Here is a 14,793-nt window from a genome sequence, read left to right on the forward strand (position 1 = left end):
AATCTCCGGGGAGAACGTTTTCTATCGGGAGATCCGCCATGCTCATACGGCACCGGTTAGGCGGCCCGCTCGCCGCGATCCTGCTGCTGCCCTTCCTCGCCGCGCCCCCCGCGATGGCCGCCCCCTTGCCCGCCGGATACGTGGACGTGGTCACGTTCGGCGACACCGACTCCGAGAGCGCGCACGCGCTGCAGGCGGCCTCCACCGCGGTGGTCGAAGGGGCGCTGGGGGAGCCCGCCCGCGTCGCCAAGCCGACCTCCCCGGCCACCGTCAAGGGCGGTGAGCTGCGGTTCAGGGTCGCGGTCGATCCGGTCGCGCAGAACTACTTCACGCTGAAGTTCTGGGGGAGCGACGCCTCGCCCTACAAGACGATCGCCTACGTCAACGGCGAGCAGATCGGCTACCGGCGCTCGGGCGACTACGAGGCGATCAACCTCGGATCGAGCAGGGCGCTGCCGGGCCGGTTCTACTACAACACGATCATGCTGCCGCTCGGCCACACCCTGGGCCGGCGGGTCGTGGAGATGACCGTCCGGACGTACGACGCCGGGTTCGCCCAGCCCGTGACCGCCGACTCGCGCGGCTACTACCGGGCCTACACGCACACCACCGCGTACCTGGACGTCTCCGGCGAGAAGCAGGGGACGGTCACCCCGGACACCACGCCCGCGCCCGGGCCGTCCGACGCCGAGAAGCAGGCGATGGTCGACCGCTACAGGAAGAGCCAGATCGACCTGTTCAACCAGTACAGCGCGCAACTCGACGCCTCGCCGGCGGCGAAGCTGTCGATCGTCCGCTACCAGGACGACCTGCGCTTCTACGCCTCGGCGCTGCTGGAGCCGTGGGCGCCGGCGAACACGCCCGAGCTGAGGAAGGCGGCGCTGGGACGCCTGTTCAAGGCGATCGACAACCACGTCAAGGACTACTACGCCGACACCCGGCTGCTGCTGCGGGGCGGCCACCAGGGCGACTGGGGCGGCTACTACGGGGCCCTGGGCGAGGCGCTGTACATCGTGGAGAACCTGATCCCCGAGGTGTACGGCGCGCAGGAGTTCGAGGCGTTCCTGGACGAGCCCTTCGTCACCGGCACGCAGGACGGGCCGTCCTCGCTCAAGGGCGTGGACTGGGACGGCGGGGAGCTGTCCCGGCGCGAGGCGTACGAGCGGGTGCTGAAGGCCAACTTCGACTTCGCCCGCGCGCGGCTGTCCTACATCTACAACCAGGTGATGTACACCTACGAGGGCGCGTGGGAGGCGCACGAGGGTCTGCGGGTGATCGGGTCGCGCTTCTACGAGGGCAAGGCCAGGAGCCACCGGATCCTGCTGGAGGCGCTCGGCGTCGAGCCCTTCCTCGGCGAAGAGGTGCTGGTGGGGCCCGACGGCAAGGACCTGGACCTCTACCACTCGCTCTTCTACCACGACACCACCGCCCGCTTCACCGACGACTTCGCGCAGATCGTGGGCAAGGGCCTGGCCAGGAGCAAGCTCGGCCCCGACGGGGGCGTGGTGCGCCGCCTGCCGTACGGCGAGCACTACACCGGCATCACCAAGGCCGGGCTGACCAGGGAGAACACCTTCGTCGCCAACTACGGCGAGGCCACCAACTACCTGCCGGAGTACTTCTTCCGCACCTGGGGCCACAAGGGCGACGAGAAGCTCAACGACGAGATCCTCAAGCTGGCGCTGAAGAACCTGCACGCGCGCGGCTTCACCCGCTACACCGGCACGGACGACAACGGCAAGCGGGTGGCCCTGGCGGAGATGGCCGTGGACGAGCGCAACGCGACCTACCCGGGCTGGCCCGCCTACGCCCTGCGCAACACCGAGGGCCGCACGATGGAGTACGTCACGCTGGACAAGCACCTGGCCGAGCACGCCGAGCGCTACGCGGGCCCGGAGTGGGAGCCGTACCGGCGCTACGCGAACGAGGCGGCCGGGTTCGTCCAGCAGCAGCTCGCCGACAACCAGTACTTCAACACCTTCTCCTCCGTGGAGGCGAAGCGGAAGTACGACATGTGGCTACCCGAGACCTACGCCTACCTGCGCGCCCGTCCGGCGGCCGGGGCCGTGCTCCCGCAGACGGACTTCGCCGCGTACACGCCCGCGGAGCTCGCCGCCCTGGGCGTCGACCCGGCCCGCTACGAGCGGTTCGCGTTCGCGGACGTGGACGACATGTTCGTCTCCGTCCGCGACGGCGACACCCGGATCTTCGGCTCGCTGTACGAACGGCAGCGCGGCGTGGCCGGCAACGGGCGGCTGCACGTCCTGGCCAAGGACCACCACAACGTCGTGCAGCTCGCCACGGACACGCAGTTCGCCTACCGCGACTACAACCTGCGGATGGACAACATCGACGTCGACTTCATGGAGGACCAGCAGAAGGGCGACGGCGGCCTGCCGCAGGCGCTGGCCGGTGAGATCCTGCCCGCCGCCCACCAGCCGGGCGTGGGCACCGTGCGGCGGGAGAACTACGAGTTCGACACCCCCTACTCCGGGTACGCCGACTTCCTGACCGCCCGCTACGGCGACTACGTCTTCGCCTTCAACACCACCCGGGACGAGTATGGCAACAAGCGCTCGTTCTCGCTGGACGTGCCCGGCGACGCGGTGGACCTGGTGTCGGGCAGGCGCGTGGCCGGGGGCGCGGTGAGCGTGCCGCCCGAGACCGCGATGGTGCTGAGGCTGGACGGCGGCGTGGCCGAGCGGCCGATCCCGCACCACGTGGACTTCGTCCAGGCGCTGCGGGACCGCGACGGCGTCACCCTCACCTGGAAGCCCGCCGCCGGCGCCGAGTCGTACACGATCAGGCGCGACGGCAGGGTGATCGCCGCCGGGGTCCGCGGCACGACGTACGAGGCCGGCAGGCAGTCCGGCGCGTACACCGTGACCGGCGTGAACCGCCACGGCTCCGGCTGGGCCTCGCAGGCCGTCCGGCCGCCCGCCGCGCCGGTGGACCGCGTCGGCGAGGTCGCGGGCCGCGTCAAGGCGGACGGGCACCGCGTCGAGCTCACCGGGGGCGACGGCAAGGGCCTCGGCGACGGCGACGACTACTACCTGGACAAGCGTGACATCAAGGACAGCCTGCTGTTCTCGAACGAGGTGCTCACCGGCAGCGGCTCGGTCAGCGCCCGGATCGAGCAGGCGCGGGGCCCGGCCAGTGGCGTGATGCTCCGGGCCGACGCCCGCTACATCTACTTCGGCGCGGACGCCTCGGGCCGGCTCGTCCTGCGCAACCGCACCCGAGACTCCCGCCACGACTGGCAGGACGACCGGCGCAGCCCGATCGACGCCGGCATCCAGGGATACACCGCGGCCGAGTACCCGTTCGTCAAGCTCGTACGGGACGCCGACGCCCAGATCGTGCGGGCGTGGGCGAGCAAGGACGGCCGGTCGTGGTCGTACGTGGCGGAGCTGTTCACGCCCTTCCCCGAAGGCGTGTACGCCGGGGTCGCGGCGGCCACGGCGGCCACGTTCACCCACGTCACGGTGTCGCCCGACCGCGAGGGGACGCTGTACGCCCGGGTGGAGCGGGCCCGCGACCGCGTGACGCTGCGCTGGAGCAAGCCGGACGCCGCCACCCGGTTCACCGTCTACCGCAAGGACGGCGCGGGCGCCCCCTGGCGCCCGGTCCTGTCGAGCGCGCTGACCTTCGACTTCACCGACGAACCGCTGCGGCACGGCACCCGCTTCTACCGGATCGCGGCGATCGGCGCGGACGGCGCCGAAGGGCCGGGCTCGGGCCTGCTGATGGCGGCGGCCGAACCGCTCGCCACCGTGATCGCCGAGACGGAGAAGCTGCCCGCGGCCGACTACACCAAGGGCAGCTACCACCTGCTGACCCGGGCGCTCGCCGAGGCGCGGGCGGGCGGCGACGAGGACGCGCTGATCGACCGGATCTACGCCGCCGTCGAGCAGCTCGTGCCGGTCGGCACGCTGCTGAAGAAGGTGACCGTCGAGCCGTCCATGGTGGAGGCGTCCACCGAGGCGTGGGGAGGCGGCGGCACCAAGGCCCAGAACGGCTGGCGCGCCTTCGACGGCGACCCGGCCACCGCCACCGACACCACCACCTCGGCGGGCTGGATCGACGTGCGCCTGCCGGCGGCGGTGGCGCTGGACGCCATCCGCTACCACCCGCGCTCCACCCACGTCACGCGGCTGAACGGCGCCGTGTTCAGGGGATCCGCCGACGGCGGCGCCACCTGGACCGACCTGCACACGGTCAGCGGGGTCGACACGGCGCGGTGGTACTCCGCCGCGCTCGCGCGGAGCGCGGCCTACCCGTGGCTGCGCGTCGCCTTCCCGTCGGGCAACGCGAACGTGGCCGAGATCGAGTTCCTGTCCATGGGCGACGACCGTACCCTGCTCGACCTGCTCATCGAGGAGGCCGAGGCCGTCGACCCGAGCCGCCGCACCCCCGAGCTGACCGCCGCGCTGGAACACGCCCGCTCCGAGCTGAGCGGTCAGGAGCAGATCGACGCCGCGGCCGAGCGGCTGCGCGTCGCCCTCGCGAGCCTGTGACCCCCCGCGGTACGGCTCGCACCCGTCCGGTGCGAGCCGTACCGCACCTCCAACACCCCCTAAGGAGAGGTCATGTCCGCACGCACCCCCGCCGTCACCCGTCGCGGCGCCCTCAAGGCCGTGCTGGCGGCCGGCGCCGGCGCGGCCCTGCTGGGCCGCGCCGACCCGGCCGCCGCGGCCAGCCACCCCGGCCTGCTGCACACGCAGGCCGACTTCGACCGCATGCGATCGATGGTCAACGCCGGAGCCCAGCCCTGGAAGGCGGGCTGGGACCGGCTCGTGGCCAACTCCCACTCCCAGAGCACCTGGACGCCCAACCCGCAGGCGACCATCGTCCGCGGCGGCGACGGCCAGAACTACGGGATCCTCTACAACGACATCCACGCCGCCTACCAGAACGCGCTGCGCTGGAAGGTCAGCGGCAGCACCGCGCACGGCGACAAGGCCCGCGACATCCTCAACGCCTGGTCCGGCACGCTCACCACGGTCACCGGCAACGCCGACCGGTTCCTGGCCGCGGGCATCTACGGCTACCAGTTCGCCAACGTCGCCGAGATCATGCGCGGCTACGGCGGCTTCGACCTGGCCCGCTTCCAGCGGATGATGCTCAACGTCTTCCACCCGCTCAACGAGAGCTTCCTGACCAACCACAACGACGCCTGCATCACCAACTACTGGGCCAACTGGGATCTGTGCACCATGAACTCGATCCTGGCCATCGGCGTGCTCTGCGACCGGCAGGACCTCATCGACCGCGCCGTCACCTACTTCAGGACCGGCGCGGGCAACGGCTCGATCATGCACGCCATCCCGTTCCTGCACGGCGGCGGGCTCGCGCAGTGGCAGGAGAGCGGGCGCGACCAGGGCCACACCATGATGGGCGTCGGCCAGATGGGGGCCTTCTGCGAGATGGCCTGGAACCAGGGCATCGACCTGTACGGCTACGACGGCAACCGGTTCGCCAAGGCGTGCGAGTACATCGCGAAGTACAACCTGGGCGAGGACGTCCCGTTCACCGCCTACACCTGGGGCACCGGCCAGAACTGCGCCCAGCAGACGCACACCGCGATCGCGGCGGCGAGCCGCGGCGAGGTGCGGCCCGTCTGGGAGACCGTCTACAACCACTACGCCGTCAGGCGCGGCCTGGCGATGCCGTACTCGGCCGCGTTCGTCGCCAAGGTGCGGCCAGAGGGCGGCGGCGGCGACTACGGGCCCAACAGCGGCGGCTTCGACCAGCTCGGGTTCGGCACGCTCACGCACGCCAGGGTCAGGTGAGCGTGTCCAGCGACGCCCAGACCTGCCTTCACGGCCTGGGCCTGACCCCGTACCCCCGCCTTCACTGAAGGTGATCATGTCCTTTCTTTCCGGTTGTTTCCGGGAGATCGCCGGATCTTCACCGCTACGATCCGGCTTTTCCGGAAGTAAAACCGAGAGAAAGAGAGACGGACCCCTATGTGGATCGCACTGGGCGTGATCGTCGCACTGGTCGCGGGCGTGGCCCTGTGGTGGAGGTTCCGAGATCCGCTCAGAGGCGAGGACTTCTACAAGTTCCACGTCGAACGCAAGTGGGCCTGGGAGCTCGTTCTCGATGACGAGCAGGAGCGGGCGTTCATGGCCGGGCTGGAGGCGTACGACGCGGAGAGCACCGTCTTCCCGCACCGGGAGGCCGGCGCCCTGCGCGTCTACCACCCGTCCATGATGATCTCCCTGTTCCTGCTCGCCGAGCAGTTCGCCGAGCTGGGGCCGCAGGCCCTGGCCGACCCGGCGGGCGCCGTACGCCACCTGATCGACCGCGCCGCGCAGAGCGAGACCGGCGGCGTGCTGCACCTCGACGACGACTGGATGGCCGAGCCGGTCGACGGCATGGACAAGTACGACTTCACCAGCGCGATGATGAGCGCCACGCACGCCCAGGGCGTGGACGGCGGCGTCGGCGGCTACGGCGACGAGGACGGCGGCTACGGCATGCTCACCGTGCTCGCGGAGATGCCGCGGCACGTGGCGCGCATGTACGACGACGCCCACAGCCACGCCGCCCCCGGCGAGATCCGCAACCGGCTCGACGTCTACAAGGCCGTGATCGAGGAGCCGGAGCCCGAGTTCGTGGCGGGGCTGGAGAGCGCCGACGCCGAGCGCAGCCGCTTCACGAACACGCTGATGTACGACTACGGCCGGGTGCTCGCCGGATACCGGTCGATGCGCCCGCGGCTGCCGCACGCGCAGCCGTCCGACGTCCTGTCCATGGTCATGGCGCGCATGCTCTCGGACAGCCTGCCCGGCATGACCTGGACCCGGCAGCCGTCGACCGAGCAGTACCAGCGCGCTCTGGAGCTGATCTCAACGAGAGGCTGACCCGCCGCGGGCGAACCGGCCCGCGAAGCTCCGCACGTCCGCCGACCTGCCGGCCAGGTCGGCCGCCCACTTGACCGCCGTTTTCAGCGACGGCTCCGGGGCGTGGTAGGACCTGTCGACCGACCACCACCAGGCCCGCTCCCGGGGCGGCTCGGCGGCCAGCTCGGCCGCCGCCAGCCCCGGCGGGTGGCCCGCCCGCTCCCAGAGCTCCTCCCACTGCGCGCGGCGCAGGCGCAGGTAGAGCAGGTTCTTGAGGTCGGCGAGCACGCCGAGGTCGTTGACGGTGGCCTCGGACAGGTCCAGCCCGTACAGGCGCGGGCACGACACGAGCGGCGCCAGGTCGACGGGGTGCGCGGTGCGCAGCGTCAGCAGGCGCAGCGTGGCGTGGCCCGCCAGCGGCCACAGGTTGATCGTGTCCATGGCCAGGTCCAGCAGCTCCACCGGCGTGTCGCGGAGCGGGCCCAGGTCCGCTCCGGGCACGTTCTCCACGGTGATCTGCCACAGCGTCGGCGTCCCGCGCAGGGGCCGGAAGTCGGCCAAGGGGGCGTTGAGCACCGTCAGGCGTTCGATCCCGGGGCGCATGCCGCGCATGGAGGCCGCGTCGGCGCCGGCGACGACCAGCGCGCGGGGCTCCTCCTCCGGCTCCTCGACGTCGATCCACAGCTCGCCGTCCTCGACCCGGTACGCGCCCGCCCGCAGCGCGGCGACGTGCCGCCGCAGCAGGCCGGTCACCGAGTCGGCGACGTAGGCCGGGCCGTCGTGGTGGTGCGCGCCGATGCGGATGACCTGGCCGGAGCGCCCGCCGGGGCCCGGCGCGAGGTCCACGGCCAGGAAGTCGCCGCCGGTGCTGGTGGCGAACGGGATCCAGCCCGGGTGGTCCGACGCCCGGCGCACCGCCAGCCGCGGGCCGGCGCTGGTGATCAACGGGTTGCGCAGGTGGTCACGCCAGGCGCGGCCCGTGGCCCACCAGCGGTTCTCCGGGCGGCTCTGGCTCACCAGCCTTTCCAGGCCGAACCAGGGGTACCGCTCCAGCAGCCCCTCGCCGCCGTCGCCGTCGATGTGCGCGTACAGGGCGCGCAGGTCGTCGGGGAGCCCCATGGCGAGCTCGGCCCGGCGCGCCTCGGGCAGCGCGGGCGGCGGCGCGTACGTGTCCCGCCCCAGGATCCGGTCCCGCTCGCGCAAATAGGCGCCGAGCAGGGCGACCGCCTCCCGCGGGTCGCCCGCCTGCGTGGACTCCACCGGGCCCGGCTGGAACGCGGCCGGCTCGGCCGGGAGCGCGTGCCGATCGAGCACGTACAGGAAGCCGCCGTCGGGGGCCCGCTCCAGCGACTCGCTGACCACCGCCTCGAACCGCCCCTTGGCCTCGACGACCAGCTCGACGGTCAGATGATCGCCGGCCGGCGCGGCCAGCGTGTGGACGGCGCACAGCTCGGCGTGCAGATCGACGTCACCGCCGCCGGCGCCGCGCTCGTACGTCAGGCCGCTGTGCCCGGACCCGCCGCCGCCGGTCGCGAACCCCCGAAACTCGGCCCTGCGCCACTTCGGGGGCGCCGCCGCCGCGATCTTCTCGGCCATGGAACGCAGTACGTCGTCGATCACGCGGCCTTTCCCACCCGACTCGATCTTGTGAACCGCTTTGTCGGTGATGATCTCTAATCTCCCGCCCATGACACAAGTGAGCCCCCCTCACCTGTCTGGCCGACCACGTGATCACGCTGGACGAGGCCGAGTGCCCCCGATGCGGCACGACGCCCGATCGGCCTCGGACGCCCGGCCTTCGCATCAGCCTGGAGCGGGAACGGAGACGCATTTGCCTCCTGACGCCGGATACTGAACCGGATAAGCTTGGGTAGTGATCCTTGATCAAATCCTGATTTATCCGCTGAAATCGGGTCAGGGTTGGGCGCGGTCCGAGGCGGTCGTTCACCCTTGGGGCCTGGACGGGGACCGGCGGTGGGCGGTCGTCGACGAGCAGGGCGACAATCTGTGGCTGGGCGAGTACCCGCGCCTGGCGTCCGTGGCCGCGCACCCCACCGACGAGGACGGTCTCCGGCTCGCGGCACGCGGCATGGAGCCCCTGACCGTGCCGCCCGCCACCGGCGCGGCCACGCCGGTCGGTTTCACCGGCCTGGACAAGGCGGTGCTCGCCGACGACGCCGCGCACGCCTGGTTCAGCGAGCTGCTGGGACGTCCGGCCCGGCTGGTGTGGCTGGACGACCCCCTGGGGCGGTCGATCGACCCGGCGCACGGTGGGTTGCCGGGTGAGGTGGTGAGCTTCGCGTGGGACGCGCCGCTGCTGCTCGTCTCGGAGTCGTCCGCGCTCGCCCTGGACGGCTGGCTGGCCGAGGAGGCCGCCAGGCACGGGGAGGAGCCGCCCGGGCCGTTGTCGCGGGTACGGTTCCGTCCCAGCGCGATCGTCGCGGGCGCGGAGCCCTTCGCGGAGGACGGCTGGCGCGAGGTGCGGATAGGCGCCGTCCCCTTCCGGGTCTCGGAGATCTGCGACCGTTGCGCGGTGACGACGATCGATCCGGAGACCCAGGAGAAGGGCAAGGAGCCGCTGCGGACGCTGGCCCGGCACCGCAAGTGGGACGGCAGGACCTGGTTCGGCATCCGCCTCGTCCCCCTCGACCTGGGCACGATCCGGGTGGGCGATCCGGTCAGCGCCCGCTGACCGGACCGGAAGCGCGGGTCCGCGCGGACCGAGGCGCTGTCCGGCCGCTGCCGACTGCCGGCGGCGCGTCAAGACGCTGCCGGTGACGTTCGAGCGCGCGGAGTGGCGGACGCCCGTTAGGGCTCACTCGGGCTTGTTGCCGGCCGGGCCGCCGACGGTGAAGCGGGTGGTTACCCCCTCGTACATCAGATGGGCCGTGAGCCCTTCGGAGGCGTGGGGCAGGTTGTGGCAGTGGTCCATCCAGACGCCGGGGTTGTCGGCGACGAACGCGATCTCGTACGTCTGGCCGATCCCGACCTCGAGGGAGTCCACCCACCACGGGCTGCCGGTGGCGGCCACGCCGTCGCGCGTGAGCACCACCGCGTGGTGGCCGTGCAGGTGCATGGGATGCGCCTCGCCGCTGTTGTTGGAGATGCGCATCCGCACCACGTCACCCTCGCTCACGTGGAACATGGGCACGTCGGGATAGAGGTGGCCGTTGATCGTCCACCACACGCCGGGGACCCCGTCGAGGAAGCCGGGGCGGCGGCCCACGTCGTAGTCGAAGCGCCGGTCGGCCTCGGCCGGGTCGAACCCGAGCGGCGCCCGGGTGCCGTAGGTGAGCGGGTCGAGCGTCGCCGCCGGTCGCGGCACCGGGGGCGCGTCGTACGACGTCGAGCCGAGCACGACGCCGGCGGGGCCGCCGAGGTGGATCCGCACGGGGGAGCCGTCCGCGGGCATGGTGACCTCCAGGTCGGCGCGTCCGCCTGCGGCCACCGCGACCGCCTGGTCCCGCACCGGTGCGGGCCCGCTGACCTCGGTGCCGTCCACGGCCACGAGCCGGTACGGCGCGCCGCTCACCCAGGCCGGCATGACGCCGTACTCGGTGTTGATCACCCGCACCCTTGTCCGCGCGCCGGGCGCCGCCTCGACATGGAGGTCGCCCTCGCGCCCGTTGACGGTGCGGACGCCTCCGTACAGGTGCACCAGTGCCACGACGTCCTTCGCCTGCTCCTTGCTGCCCGGTGCGACGACCAGCGCTCCGAGCAGGCCGCCGCGGACCTGTTCGTGCGACATCTGGTGCGAGTGGTACCAGAAGGTGCCCGCGCGGTCGGCGACGAACCGGTAGGTGAACTCCTTGCCGATGCCGACCGCGTCCTGGGTGACGCCCGCGACGCCGTCCGCGGCGTTGGGCACGTCGACGCCGTGCCAGTGCAGCGTGATGCCGCCCGGCACCGACTCGTTGACCAGCCGGACCTGGACCAGCTGGCCCTGGACGGCCTTGATGACCGGGCCGGGCGACTGCCCGTTGAGCGTGTAGCCGTCGAAGGCGCGGCCGGAGGCCAGCCGGAAGCGCTGCTTGCGGGCCACCACGGTCACCGTGACGTCGGCCGGGCGGTCCGCGTCGGCGACCAGTTCCGTCACGTCCCGCCCGCCGTGATGGGCCGCGGCGCCGCCCGTCGGACGTGCCCCGTGGTGGGCCGCGGCGCCGCCCGTCGAATGGGCCGCGGCGCCGCCCGTCGAGTGCGACCCGTGGGAGCCTTGAGGCCCGCCGCCGTAGTCCGCGTACCCCATGTCCATGACGGAGTACGCGGACGGCAGCAGGCTGGCCTGCCAGAGCCAGATCAGCGGCCCGAGCACGGCCGCCGTCGCGGCGCACGCGACGGCGGTGCGGACCCGGCCGCGACCCGGGCGGTTGCGACGCACGGGACGCTCCGTCAGCCGCGGGCCGCGTGCTGCGACCCCGGCACGGCGGCCGGGCTCACGGCAGGATTCACGGCAGGGCCCCGGCGCGCCGCGTAGAGCGCCGCGGTGAACAGCAGCAGCGCGTTGAGGCCGTGGACGAGGCCCACCATCGGGATGCTGTGGCCGACGAGGCCGAAGGCGATCTGCAGGACGACCAGCAGCAGCACCAGCCCGGCCGCCTTCACGGCCCCGGGGAGCTTCGCCCAGAACGAGGAGATCAGCAGGAGCAGCGCGAGGACCGGGATGACGAAGATCCCGTTCATGCCGTGGACCATGAGCCCGAGGCCCTCGGCGAACGGCGGCTCGCCGCTCTCCATGAGCGTCTTGTCGACCACGCCGCCCCCTTCGACCCACAGGCCGAGCCCGGCGTCGGCCCAGACCACCATCGACGCCTGCACGGCGACCTCGATCGCCACCAGGTAGGCCAAGACCTTGTAGACGTGTTTCATCGCACCCTCCCTGTCCGGTGTTGTCGCGAGTCACGTTAGGGAGGGTGACTTGGGGCGGAATGGTGGCAGACTTGGGACGGACTGAGAAGAGGTCAGACCGGTCGTGCCAGTCGATACTGGGTGGGCGTGACGCCGTACGAGCGGGTGAACCAGCGGGTGAGATGCGCCTGGTCGGTGAACCCGGCCTCGACGGCCACCCGGGCCGCCGGATGGCCCTGGGCGAGCAGGCGGCGGGCGGCGCGCAGCCGCAGCTGGCGCTGATACTCGCTGGGCGCGAGCCCGTAGGCCGTGCGGAAGGCCCGGTAGACGGCGTACCGGCTGGAGCCGGTCCAGGCCGCGAGGTCGTCGGCGCTGATCGGTTCGGTGTGGCGGTCGTGGATCAGCTCGCGCGCCCTGGCGGCCAGCCAGGTGGCGGCGGGCGCGCCGAGGGCGGCGGGCGGTCTGGGCGGCGTGCGCGCGGCCAGGTGTACGAGGGCGGCGACGGTGGAGGAGAGCAGCTCGTCGCGCTCGAGCGGGCCGGCGCCGTGCTGCAGCGCGGTGTGCAGCCGGCGCAGCCGCTCAGCGAGCACGGGTGAGCCGAGGACCGGCGCGGCGAACAGGGGCAGCCCGGCGGGGCGCCCGGTCAGGTCCTGGAGCACGTCGGTGATCAGGTCCTGGCCGATGTGCACGATCCGGTAGGTGAAGCCCAGCTCGTGGGCCGCGTGCCCGTCGTGCACCTCGTCCGGGTTGAACGCCATCACCATCCCGGCCGCGCTCGTGTGCCCGGCGCCACGGCAGGTGAAGGTCTGCGCGCCGTGCTCGGTGACGCCGAAGGAGAAGGTCTCGTGGCTGTGCCGGTGGTAGCGGTGGCGCAGGAAGCTCGCGTACATGGCCTCCAGCGGCATCCCGTCCGCGCGCCAGTAGCTGGCCCACTCCTTGCGGCCCTTTCCGGTCATCGCCTCACCATCCGGTCGCCGCCGCGCACGAGCGTACAAGACCGGCATCGCGCCCCGGGCGCAGGCTGGATCGCCGCCGCCGCGCCCGTCTCCTCTGTTGTCCGGCGCGGACCGGCGTGTTGCGGAGGTGAACCCATGGCAAGCACTGTAACGAGCGGCACCCGGCCGTACCTTCTGCTGGTCACCACGATGCTGCTGTGGGGGAGTGGCTTCAGCGCCTCCAAGGTGATCGTCGACCACCTGCCCCACTCGGTGGTCGCGACCCTGCGCTTCGGCGGTGGAGCCCTGGCGCTGCTGGTCGCCCTGCGGCTCTCCCGGCAGCCCGGCGGCCGCCGGCGGCCGCCCCTGCGCGACTGGGCGCGGGCGGCCGGCGCGGGCGTGCTGGGCGTCTTCGTCTACAACGTGCTGTTCTTCTGGGGGCTGTCGCTGGCTCCGGCGATCGACGGGAGCACCATCGTCCCGGTCATGAGCCCGGTGCTGACCACGTCGTTCCTGCTGGTCATGGGCCAGGAGCGGGCGTCGGCGGCGCGGGTGGCGGGGCTGGCGATCGGCGCGGCCGGCGCCGTGGTCTTCTTCGTGGGCTCGGGCGGGGAGGCGGGCGCGGGCCAGGGCCGGCTCGCCGGGGACCTGCTCTTCCTGCTGAGCGCCTGCTGCTGGGCGGCGTTCACGCTGACCGGCCGCCGCGTGCTCGCGGGCATCGACCCGCTCAAGGCGACGACGTACGCGACGGTGAGCGGGGCGGTGCTCCTGGCGATCTACAGCGCGCCGTCGGCCGCCGAGGTCGCCTGGCAGGACGTGCCCGCCTACGTCTGGCTGAACGTGGTCTTCGTGGCGCTCGGCCCGACCGCGGTGGCGAACCTGCTGTACTACCGGGGCATCCGCGACGTGGGGCCGGCGTCGGCGTCGATCATGATGTTCGTCGTGCCCGTCGTCGGGACCGCGTGCTCCGCCCTGTTCCTGGGCGAGTCGTTCGGCACCGTGCAGGCGGTGGGCGCGGCCGTGCTGCTCGTCGGCGCCGTCCTCGCCGTCACCCAGGGCAGGCTCCCGGCACGGCGGCGGGCCGTCGCTCCAGAACCCGGGCCCGAACGTCGAGGCGGGCACCTGGCATGATTGGGGGCCTATGACCATTTACCGGCTGCCTGCCAACACGCCCCGCTCGTTCTACCGGGGTGAGGGCCGCATCGGCAGGTTCCGCGGCGTCCGTCCCGCCGATGATCCGTACTATCCGGAGGACTGGATCGCCTCGACCACGAGCCGGTTCGGCGCGGCGCCCGCGGGGCTGACCACGCTGCCCGACGGCCGGTCGCTGGCCGAGGCGATCGCCACCGATCCGGTGTGGTGGTTGGGGGAGCGGCACGTCGCGGAGCACGGCGCCGACCCGGCGATCCTGGTGAAGCTGCTCGACGCGGGCGAACGCCTGCCCCTGCACGTGCATCCCGACCGCCGGTTCGCCGCCTCCCATCTGGCCTCGCCGTACGGGAAGACCGAGGCATGGGTGATCGTCTCGGCCGAGCCGGGGGCGGCGGTGCACCTCGGCTTCGCCAGGGACGTCGAGCCGGGCGAGCTGGCCGGTTGGGTCGCGGACCAGCGGATCGACCGGATGCTCGACGCCACCAACCGGGTGCCGGTGCGGGCCGGCGACGCCATCCTCTGCCCCGCGGGCCTGCCGCACGCCATCGGGGCCGGGGTCCTCATGGTCGAGGTGCAGGAGCCGACCGACTTCTCCGTGCTGCTGGAGTGGGCGGGCTTCGACGTCGACGGCCCGGCCGCCGGGCACCTCGGGCTCGGCTACGACCAGGCGCTCGCCTGCGTCGACAGGAGCGGCTGGGGCGGCGAACGGCTCGCCGAGCTGGGCCGCGACCGCCGCCAGGCGGCCGACGCCCGGCCGGGGGTCCGGCGGCTGTTCGCCGAGCTCGCCGACGAGTTCTTCGCGGCCGAGCGGCTGCGTCCCGATCCGGTCAGCGTGCTGGAGCCGGCTTACTCGGTCGTCGTGATCACGGCCGGTGCCGGCACCGTCGAGTGCGAGCACGGCGAGCCGGTCCCGGTCGCCGCAGGGGACACGCTGCTCGTCCCGTACGCGGCCGGGCGGTGCACGCTGCGCGGCGACGTCTCGGCGGTGCGCTGCAAGGCGGCGTGAACGAGGC

Annotated in this window: 10 protein-coding genes; 6 read left to right on the plus strand and 4 right to left on the minus strand. The window is 72.5% G+C overall.

Going from position 1 to position 14,793, the window contains the following annotated elements; genetic code table 11:
• Positions 1–38: 38 nt before the first annotated feature.
• The 3 genes from H4W80_RS57930 (at position 39) to H4W80_RS57940 (ending at position 6,869) form a co-directional block, all read left to right on the plus strand.
• The gene (locus tag H4W80_RS57930; RefSeq protein WP_192792815.1) at positions 39–4,517 is read left to right on the plus strand and encodes a Tat pathway signal protein; all 4,479 of its coding nucleotides are present in this window, start codon (positions 39–41) and stop codon (positions 4,515–4,517) included.
• A 72-nt stretch (positions 4,518–4,589) separates the two neighbouring features.
• The gene (locus tag H4W80_RS57935) at positions 4,590–5,792 is read left to right on the plus strand and encodes an alginate lyase family protein (protein ID WP_192792816.1); all 1,203 of its coding nucleotides are present in this window, start codon (positions 4,590–4,592) and stop codon (positions 5,790–5,792) included.
• A gap of 177 nt (positions 5,793–5,969) precedes the next feature.
• Positions 5,970–6,869, plus strand: coding sequence for a hypothetical protein (locus H4W80_RS57940; protein ID WP_192792817.1), 900 nt, complete (start codon positions 5,970–5,972; stop codon positions 6,867–6,869).
• Here H4W80_RS57940 and H4W80_RS57945 read toward each other — a convergent pair.
• A complete protein-coding gene (locus H4W80_RS57945) occupies positions 6,855–8,468 on the minus strand; it encodes an SMI1/KNR4 family protein (protein ID WP_192792818.1) in 1,614 nt (537 codons plus the stop codon). The two genes, H4W80_RS57940 and H4W80_RS57945, sit on opposite strands and share 15 nt — an antisense overlap.
• Positions 8,469–8,721: 253 nt before the next feature.
• On the opposite strand from H4W80_RS57945, the gene H4W80_RS57950 reads away from it, so the two are divergent.
• Positions 8,722–9,540: an MOSC domain-containing protein gene (locus tag H4W80_RS57950; RefSeq protein WP_192792819.1), complete on the plus strand. Its 819-nt coding sequence runs from the start codon at positions 8,722–8,724 to the stop codon at positions 9,538–9,540.
• A 123-nt stretch (positions 9,541–9,663) separates the two neighbouring features.
• Here H4W80_RS57950 and H4W80_RS57955 read toward each other — a convergent pair whose 3' ends face one another.
• The 3 genes from H4W80_RS57955 to H4W80_RS57965 all read right to left on the minus strand — a co-directional run bounded on the left by H4W80_RS57955 (position 9,664) and on the right by H4W80_RS57965 (position 12,649).
• The gene (locus H4W80_RS57955; RefSeq protein ID WP_192792820.1) at positions 9,664–11,226 is read right to left on the minus strand and encodes a multicopper oxidase family protein; all 1,563 of its coding nucleotides are present in this window, start codon (positions 11,224–11,226) and stop codon (positions 9,664–9,666) included.
• An 11-nt stretch (positions 11,227–11,237) separates the two neighbouring features.
• Entirely contained in the window at positions 11,238–11,714 is a 477-nt protein-coding gene (locus H4W80_RS57960) for a hypothetical protein (RefSeq protein ID WP_192792821.1), read from the minus strand.
• 92 nt (positions 11,715–11,806) lie between these two features.
• Positions 11,807–12,649: an AraC family transcriptional regulator gene (locus tag H4W80_RS57965; RefSeq protein ID WP_192792822.1), complete on the minus strand. Its 843-nt coding sequence runs from the start codon at positions 12,647–12,649 to the stop codon at positions 11,807–11,809.
• A gap of 135 nt (positions 12,650–12,784) precedes the next feature.
• Between H4W80_RS57965 and H4W80_RS57970 the strand changes: the two genes are divergently transcribed.
• Complete coding sequence (locus H4W80_RS57970) at positions 12,785–13,759, plus strand: DMT family transporter (protein WP_192792823.1); 975 nt, start codon at positions 12,785–12,787, stop codon at positions 13,757–13,759.
• A 10-nt stretch (positions 13,760–13,769) separates the two neighbouring features.
• Positions 13,770–14,786 (plus strand): class I mannose-6-phosphate isomerase, encoded by a 1,017-nt coding sequence (locus tag H4W80_RS57975; RefSeq protein ID WP_192792824.1) that lies wholly within the window; start codon positions 13,770–13,772, stop codon positions 14,784–14,786.
• Positions 14,787–14,793 lie beyond the last annotated feature (7 nt).

Origin of the sequence: Nonomuraea angiospora (assembly GCF_014873145.1) — a bacterium.
In the GTDB taxonomy this organism is placed as follows: domain Bacteria; phylum Actinomycetota; class Actinomycetes; order Streptosporangiales; family Streptosporangiaceae; genus Nonomuraea; species Nonomuraea angiospora.